Here is a 6,314-nt window from a genome sequence, read left to right as displayed (position 1 = left end):
GAAATCGGCGTCGGCAAGTTCCTCGGCATCCCGATCCCGATCTACATCATGATGCTGCTGGTCGTCGCCAGCCATGTGCTGCTCAAGCACACCGCCTTCGGGCGGCGGGCGATCGCCGTCGGCGCCAACGAGGTCGCGGCCAAGCTGACCGGCGTCAATCCGGACAAGACGCGCATCATCGTCTATACGATCTCGTCGGTGACGGCGACGATCGCCGGCATCGTCATGGCGTCGCTCACCCAGCAGGCCTACGCGATGAACGCCAGCGGTTACGAGCTCGATGTCATCACCGCCATCGTCGTCGGCGGCACCAGCCTGATGGGCGGTAACGGCTCGGTCATCGGCGCCCTGATCGGCGCCGTCATGGTCGGCTTCATCAACAACGGCCTGAACCTCCTCGACATGCCGTCCGCCTATCACCCGATCGCCACCGGCATCGTCATCCTCGTCGCCCTCATCCTTAATCAGGGCGTCAGCCTGCCGGCGCTGTTCAAGAAGCTGGTGTCGCGGCCCGCTGCCTGATAGCTGCATTTTCCGGTCGCCGTGTGCATCACGGTGACCGGAGGCGATCTCAGGGCGCGAAATATTCCTGAACGCTCATCCACGCCGCCGTCTGCAATCGGGCGGCGACGTCTTTGGGCAATCCGGCAGTGTAGGCGAGACCCTCGGGCGACTCGCGGTAGAGCGCGGCGAAGGCCGTGCAGGCGGCGAGATAGGTGCCGGCCAGACTCGGGTGGCGCTTGTCAGGTTCGTACAGGTTAATGTCCTTGTCGTTAGCGAAGACACGCGCGAAAGCCAGCCCCGCCGGGATGACGGACAGATCGTTGACATTGGCTGCCTGCGTGTATTGGCGGGCGAGCGCGGCGCTCATCTCCGGTTTGTCCTGATAGGCCCAGGACATGAACAGCATCGGGCGCAACCCTTTCTCGCGCAGCAGGCGGGCGTTCTTCGCCACCGTTTCGTGGAAGGCTGCCTGCAGCTTCGGATGGATCGGACACTGGCTACAGTCCATCATGATGACCGTGTCGTACTGGCGGCCTTGCGGATTGAATCGAATGTCATTGTTGCCGACGAAACTGTAGCGGCCGAGACCGTCCGGACGCAGCAGCGAGGCCATGTCGTGCCAGTCGAGACCCGAACCGCTGATCGTTGCCGAGGTGCCGCTGACCTTGTGTTTGGCTGACGCGGCGAGCCGGTTGAAGTGGTTGTGCAGGCTGTTGTTGTAATAGAAGAAGCTGTTGCCGACCCAGAGGATGGCACGCGGTGCGGCTTCCGGTGCTTTATGCTGCAGTCGGGGCGGCGCTTCCTGGGCGTTCAGGTGCAGCGCCGGCGCAAGCAGTGTCAACGAGAGGAGAAGGACCGGAAGCCCGTGTCCGGAAAATACGGTTGGCATGATCGGCGGATCCGTCGAAAGATGATGAACGCTTATAACGCGCGGCCTTCCGGCTGGCAAGCGGCGCATGGCGCCAAGTGCCCGTTTTGGTTGGGCTCGCCCGCTCGCTCTATGTCTCGCCAGGGCCCTTGCGCAACCAACGCTTAATTGAGAACACACCCTGGGGTATACTGTCGGGCTCCCGCGCGCCCCGACCGACGGGTCGGGCCTGCCCGCCACCGCTCACGCCACTTCACGACGCCCCAAGTACATCATGACTGCACATCTTCTCGACGGTAATGCGCTGGCCCAGAAGCTTCGCGCCGGCTTCAAACAAAAGGCCGAGATCCTCGCCGCCCAAGGCGTTCGCCCGGGTCTGGCGGTGATCCTGGTCGGCGAGGACCCGGCCTCGCAGGTTTATGTGCGCAACAAGGTCAATGCCTGCGCCCAGGCCGGTTTCCATTCCGAGAAGTATGTCTTTGCCGCCGATGCGGCGCCGGCCGAGGTCTTCGCCAAGATCGCCGAACTCAACGCCGATCCGAAAATTCACGGCATTCTCGTGCAGTTGCCGCTACCCCGGCACTTCGACGCCGAAGCGGTGCTCGACGCGATCGCCGCCGAGAAGGATGTCGATGGCTTCCGTGCCGAGAACGTCGGCGCCCTGATGCAGGGCCAGCCCTGTTTCATTCCTTGCACGCCCTACGGCGCGATGAAATTCTTCGAAGAGGCCGGGATTGACCTCAAGGGCAAGGAAGCCGTTGTCGTCGGTCGCTCGAACATCGTCGGCAAGCCGATGGCGATGCTGCTGATGCACGCCGGCGCGACGGTCACCGTCTGCCATTCGCAGACGCGCGATCTCAAGGCGCACTGCCAGCGCGCCGACATTCTCGTCGCCGCGATCGGCCGGCCGAAATTTATTACCGGCGACATGGTCAAACCCGGCGCCGTCGTCATTGACGTCGGCATCAACCGGTTGCCCGACGGCAAGTTGTGCGGCGATGTGGATTTCCAGTCAGCGAAGGAAGTGGCGTCCTTCATCACGCCGGTGCCCGGCGGCGTCGGCCCGATGACGATCACCATGCTGCTGGCCAACACGCTAGAAAGCGCCGAACGCGCGCTCGGCGCCTGAACCGAATTTACTGCAAGGAAGGAGAATCTCATGAGCACTCAACCTCTCGTCGGCATCGTCATGGGTTCCGACAGCGACTGGCCGGTCATGCGCGCCTGCGCCGAGACCCTCAAGCGCTTCGGCATCGCCTATGAAGCCAAGGTCCTGTCGGCCCATCGCACGCCGGAAGCGGCCCTCGACTACGCCGCTTCGGCCGAGTCGCGCGGCATGAAGGTGCTGATCGGCGCCGCGGGCGGCGCGGCGCACCTGGCCGGTGTGCTGGCGGCCAAGACCCAGTTGCCGGTGCTTGCCGTGCCGATGCCGTCGAAGCATCTGCAAGGTCTCGACTCCTTGCTGGCCATGGTGCAGATGCCCGGCGGCATTCCCGTCGCGACCTTCGCCATCGGCGAGGCTGGCGCGGTCAACGCGGCCTTGTTCTCGGTCGCCATGCTGGCGCTCGGCGATGCCGAACTCGCGGCCAAGCTGTCAGCCTTCCGCGCGTCGCAGACCGAGAAGGTGCTGTCCAAGACCCTGCCCGATCTGCCGTAAGCCGGACCAGGACGAAAGCATGTCGCGCGATCTGACCGAAGCCGTTCGCCTGCTCCAGGCGGGCGAGCTTGTCGCCTTTCCGACCGAGACCGTGTATGGGCTCGGTGCCGATGCCGCCAATCCCGAGGCGGTGGCCAAGGTCTTCGCCGCCAAGGGGCGGCCGGCCGATCATCCGCTGATCGTGCATCTGCCCGGCGCCGGACACCTCGACCGCTGGGCGCGCGACATTCCGCAGGCGGCCTGGGATTTGGCCGAGGCCTTCTGGCCGGGGCCGCTGACCCTGATCCTCAAACGCGCCGACGCGGTGCCGCTGGCGGTGACCGGCGGACAGGACACCGTCGGTGTGCGGGTGCCGGCGCATCCGCTGGCGCTCGATTTGTTGCGCGCCTATGCCCAGGCCGGTGGTGGGCGCGACGGCATGTGCGGTATCGCCGGGCCGTCGGCCAATCGCTTCGGTCGCATCAGTCCGACCGACGCCGAGCATGTGCGCGAGGAACTCGGCACTGCCGTGGCGCTGGTGCTCGACGGCGGTCCCTGCCAGGTCGGCATCGAGTCGACGATCGTCGATTTGTCGCGCGACGACGCCGTGCCGCGCATCCTTCGTCCCGGCCATATCACGCCCGAACGGATTGCCGCCGTCATCGGCGTGACGCCCGATTTTCCCGCCGGACGCCCCGCCGGCGCCGTGCCGCGTGTGTCGGGTTCGCTCGATGCGCACTATGCGCCGCGCACCGCCTTGCGCGTTGTCGCGTCGGCCGATCTGGCCGTCGTTCTGGCGGAGCTTGCCGCGCAAGGAAAGCGCGTCGGCGTGCTGGCGCGTACGGAATCGGGGGCGGCTGAATCCGCTGCCGGATGTTGTCGCCTGCCGGACGATCCGGAAGCTTATGCCCGCGGGTTTTATGCGGGGCTGCGTGAACTCGACCAGGGCGGCAACGACCTGATCGTCGTCGAGGCGCTGGGCGTCGGTCCCGACTGGGCCGCCGTCGCCGATCGCCTCCGGCGTGCCGCCTGCGGCGCTGGCGAGGGCTAAGCGCTTCTCCCCCCTCTACGGCGTCGGGCGGGCGCTCAGGGCGTCTGGCGCCGTTCCATTTCGTCGATCATCCAGCCGAACTGTTCGGTGATTTCGTGCCGGATGAACGGCCCGCCGAGCAGGCGGGCGATCCCCGAGTCGAGCGTCATTTCCGCGTGGTAACGGAAACGCGTGCCGCCGTCGCTCGGCGCGATTTCCATCTCGCTGCTGTAGGACTTGGTATTGCCGGCAATCTGGCGGGCGAGGATACGCTTCCTCGGTTCGAGTTCGATCTCGCGTTCCGAGGTGAAGGTGTAGCTGAACAGTCCGAAGCGCGCCGTGCCTTCCTGCCGCACGCGCACGGTGTTGCCGCTACGGCTGATGACACGGCTCGTATTGAGGTTGTGCAGGATCTTCGCCATGTTGTCGAAGTCGGTCAGTACGCGCCAGGCGACGCGCACCGGCACGCCGGCCTCGAAACTCGAATCGATGACGAATGTGTCATTACGCTTTTCGACGTTGACCTCGATTTCAGGCGTCGCGGTCACTGCCGTCGATACGGCGCACAATAGCGCGCCCAGAGCCAGGAGGAATCGTCGCATGGCCGCCGTCAGCCTCGATCGCGATGGGAAACTTCTATGACACGTGCACGTGCAGCCAGTTCCGCGACGAGTGTCGCGGCGACGGCGCGGTTGGCGGCGTCGAGGTTGGCATCCCATTCGTCGAGCAGATAAACCGGGTGGTCGGTGCGCGCGACGATCTCGCGCAAGACCGCGATCTGGCGTTCGCCGGATGAAAACCCCCGCCGCTGCTCGGCCTCTTCGCGCGCGCTGATCGCTTCGGCGTCGTCGTCCTCGTCTTCTTCTTCCGTTTCAACGGGGCAGCCTTCGCTGTTGAAGGCGAAGGCGAGGCGGTCCTGCGTCGGCCAGTAGTAGGCGCGGCCGTGCAGATGGGTCTTGAGCGCGGCCAGCAGCGTCGACTTTCCCGAGCCGTTGTCGCCGCGGATCGCGACCAGCCCGGTCGGACGTCCGAGCACGTGACGCAGCGCCTCGGCTAGCGAGTCGCAGACCTGTTCGCGGGCGTCTTCGCGCAGGGTGACGCGGCCGAAGCGGATACGCGCCTCGAAGCCGGGATCGGGGGTCGGACAGAAATGCGCGCAAACGCCGCGGATACGCGTCCACACGGCGACGAGGTCGCTGACGCCGGCGGTCAGCTGGTGCATGTCGAGCGCCATCTCGATCTGGCGCGGTAGCGTCGCGGCAAGCGCGATCAGTAGCGGCGTGTTGCCGGCGTCATGAAGTGCGATCCAGGCGGTGGCGAAAAGGATCAGCGCCAGCGCGATCAGGCCGCTGGCGGCGCTCCAGCCCTCGCGCAGCAGGATGGCGCGGATCTGCGCGGCAAGCGCGTCGCGCAGGCGGCCGCGGAAGTCGCGGTGCCAGACGGCGAAGTTGTAGCGGTTGCCGGTGAAGATGTTGTCCCAGGCGTTGTAGGTGCGCGCCGTCATGCGGTTGGTCATCACCTGGTTATGCAGCCAGGCGTCGGCGAGCGGCTGGCGCAAGCGCCACTGCAGCGCCGAGAGCGTGACGAAGGCGACGGCGAAGGCGAGCGGCAGGTCGCCGTCGATCTCGATGCCGAGCACGAGCGCGTTGAAGAGCAACTGGAAGAACAGGCGCAGGTGGAATTGCAGTGTGAACACCAGCTCGAACAGCACCTGGAACGCTTCGCTGGTCAGGAAAGGTTCGGTTTCCTCACGTGCTTCGGTGTCGCCGAGCAACGGCGTGCGGTGCCGGTTGAGACGGGCGAAGCGCAGCATGTAGCGGGCATAGGCGCCGAAGCCGGCGCGCTCGGCGAAGATCCAGCTGACGGCGCCGGCGAGGTAGGCGATTGTCTGGGCGGCGACGATCCAGGCTAAGTTCGAGACGCTGACGGTCGCCTCGGCGATTTCCCGGGCGATGACGATGACCAGCCAGGTGGTAGCGGCGCCGCAGGATTCCTGCAGCAGGATCATCATCAGCATGCCGACCATTGCCGGGCCGGCAAGCAGGCGCAGGAAACCGGTGGGGCGGATGTCGGCGGCGGGTGGCATGGACGAAAAGAGGGGGGCGGGAATCTGCGTTTGGGGCTGCCGATATGGAAAAAGCAGACGCGTGTCTGCTTTTTCCTTGGGGAAGACAGGGGAAGCCTGTCTTTCCTTACATCTTCGGGGCGGGTTTCTTGCCCTTGGATTTTTTCTTCTTAGCCATGACGAAGCTCCTGATCGTTGGTCGGAAAGTGCA

The 6,314-nt window shown here is 65.6% G+C and carries 7 protein-coding genes; 4 read left to right on the top strand and 3 right to left on the bottom strand.

Going from position 1 to position 6,314, the window contains the following annotated elements; genetic code table 11:
- Window positions 1-522: ABC transporter permease (locus BLR25_RS20275; RefSeq protein WP_143009948.1), on the top strand; the 522-nt coding region annotated here is incomplete at its 5' end.
- Window positions 523-571: 49 nt separating this feature from the next.
- On the opposite strand, the gene BLR25_RS20270 is transcribed toward BLR25_RS20275, so the two are convergent.
- Window positions 572-1,393, bottom strand: a complete 822-nt coding sequence (locus BLR25_RS20270; RefSeq protein ID WP_218122833.1) for an SGNH/GDSL hydrolase family protein — start codon at window positions 1,391-1,393, stop codon at window positions 572-574.
- Between the two features lie 253 nt (window positions 1,394-1,646).
- On the opposite strand from BLR25_RS20270, the gene folD reads away from it, so the two are divergent.
- From folD to BLR25_RS20255, 3 genes are read left to right on the top strand one after another with little or no spacing between them, the layout of a single operon-like run.
- Complete coding sequence (gene folD, locus BLR25_RS20265; protein ID WP_091940558.1) at window positions 1,647-2,501, top strand: bifunctional methylenetetrahydrofolate dehydrogenase/methenyltetrahydrofolate cyclohydrolase FolD; 855 nt, start codon at window positions 1,647-1,649, stop codon at window positions 2,499-2,501.
- A gap of 30 nt (window positions 2,502-2,531) precedes the next feature.
- Window positions 2,532-3,029, top strand: coding sequence for a 5-(carboxyamino)imidazole ribonucleotide mutase (purE, locus tag BLR25_RS20260; protein WP_091940556.1), 498 nt, complete (start codon window positions 2,532-2,534; stop codon window positions 3,027-3,029).
- Window positions 3,030-3,048: 19 nt separating this feature from the next.
- Window positions 3,049-4,059 (top strand): L-threonylcarbamoyladenylate synthase, encoded by a 1,011-nt coding sequence (locus BLR25_RS20255; RefSeq protein ID WP_091940554.1) that lies wholly within the window; start codon window positions 3,049-3,051, stop codon window positions 4,057-4,059.
- Between the two features lie 35 nt (window positions 4,060-4,094).
- On the opposite strand, the gene BLR25_RS20250 is transcribed toward BLR25_RS20255, so the two are convergent.
- Window positions 4,095-4,640 carry an SRPBCC family protein gene (locus BLR25_RS20250; protein WP_176786004.1) on the bottom strand — a complete coding sequence of 182 codons (546 nt, stop codon included), beginning with the start codon at window positions 4,638-4,640 and terminating at the stop codon, window positions 4,095-4,097.
- Window positions 4,641-4,648: 8 nt separating this feature from the next.
- On the bottom strand, window positions 4,649-6,124 hold the full coding sequence (locus BLR25_RS20245; RefSeq protein ID WP_091940552.1) for an AAA family ATPase: 1,476 nt from the start codon (window positions 6,122-6,124) through the stop codon (window positions 4,649-4,651).
- Window positions 6,125-6,314: the final 190 nt, after the last annotated feature.

The sequence above is a fragment of the Propionivibrio dicarboxylicus genome (assembly GCF_900099695.1).
GTDB lineage: Bacteria > Pseudomonadota > Gammaproteobacteria > Burkholderiales > Rhodocyclaceae > Propionivibrio > Propionivibrio dicarboxylicus.
This window is presented reverse-complemented; position numbering and strand designations above follow the sequence as displayed.

Excerpts from the sequence above, each read along its gene's own strand:
- BLR25_RS20270 (WP_218122833.1), bottom strand. The coding sequence starts at position 1,393 with ATGCCAACCGTATTTTCCGGACACGGGCTTCCGGTCCTTCTCCTCTCG.
- folD (WP_091940558.1), top strand. The coding sequence starts at position 1,647 with ATGACTGCACATCTTCTCGACGGTAATGCGCTGGCCCAGAAGCTTCGC.
- purE (WP_091940556.1), top strand. The coding sequence starts at position 2,532 with ATGAGCACTCAACCTCTCGTCGGCATCGTCATGGGTTCCGACAGCGAC.
- BLR25_RS20255 (WP_091940554.1), top strand. The coding sequence starts at position 3,049 with ATGTCGCGCGATCTGACCGAAGCCGTTCGCCTGCTCCAGGCGGGCGAG.
- BLR25_RS20250 (WP_176786004.1), bottom strand. The coding sequence starts at position 4,640 with ATGCGACGATTCCTCCTGGCTCTGGGCGCGCTATTGTGCGCCGTATCG.
- BLR25_RS20245 (WP_091940552.1), bottom strand. The coding sequence starts at position 6,124 with ATGCCACCCGCCGCCGACATCCGCCCCACCGGTTTCCTGCGCCTGCTT.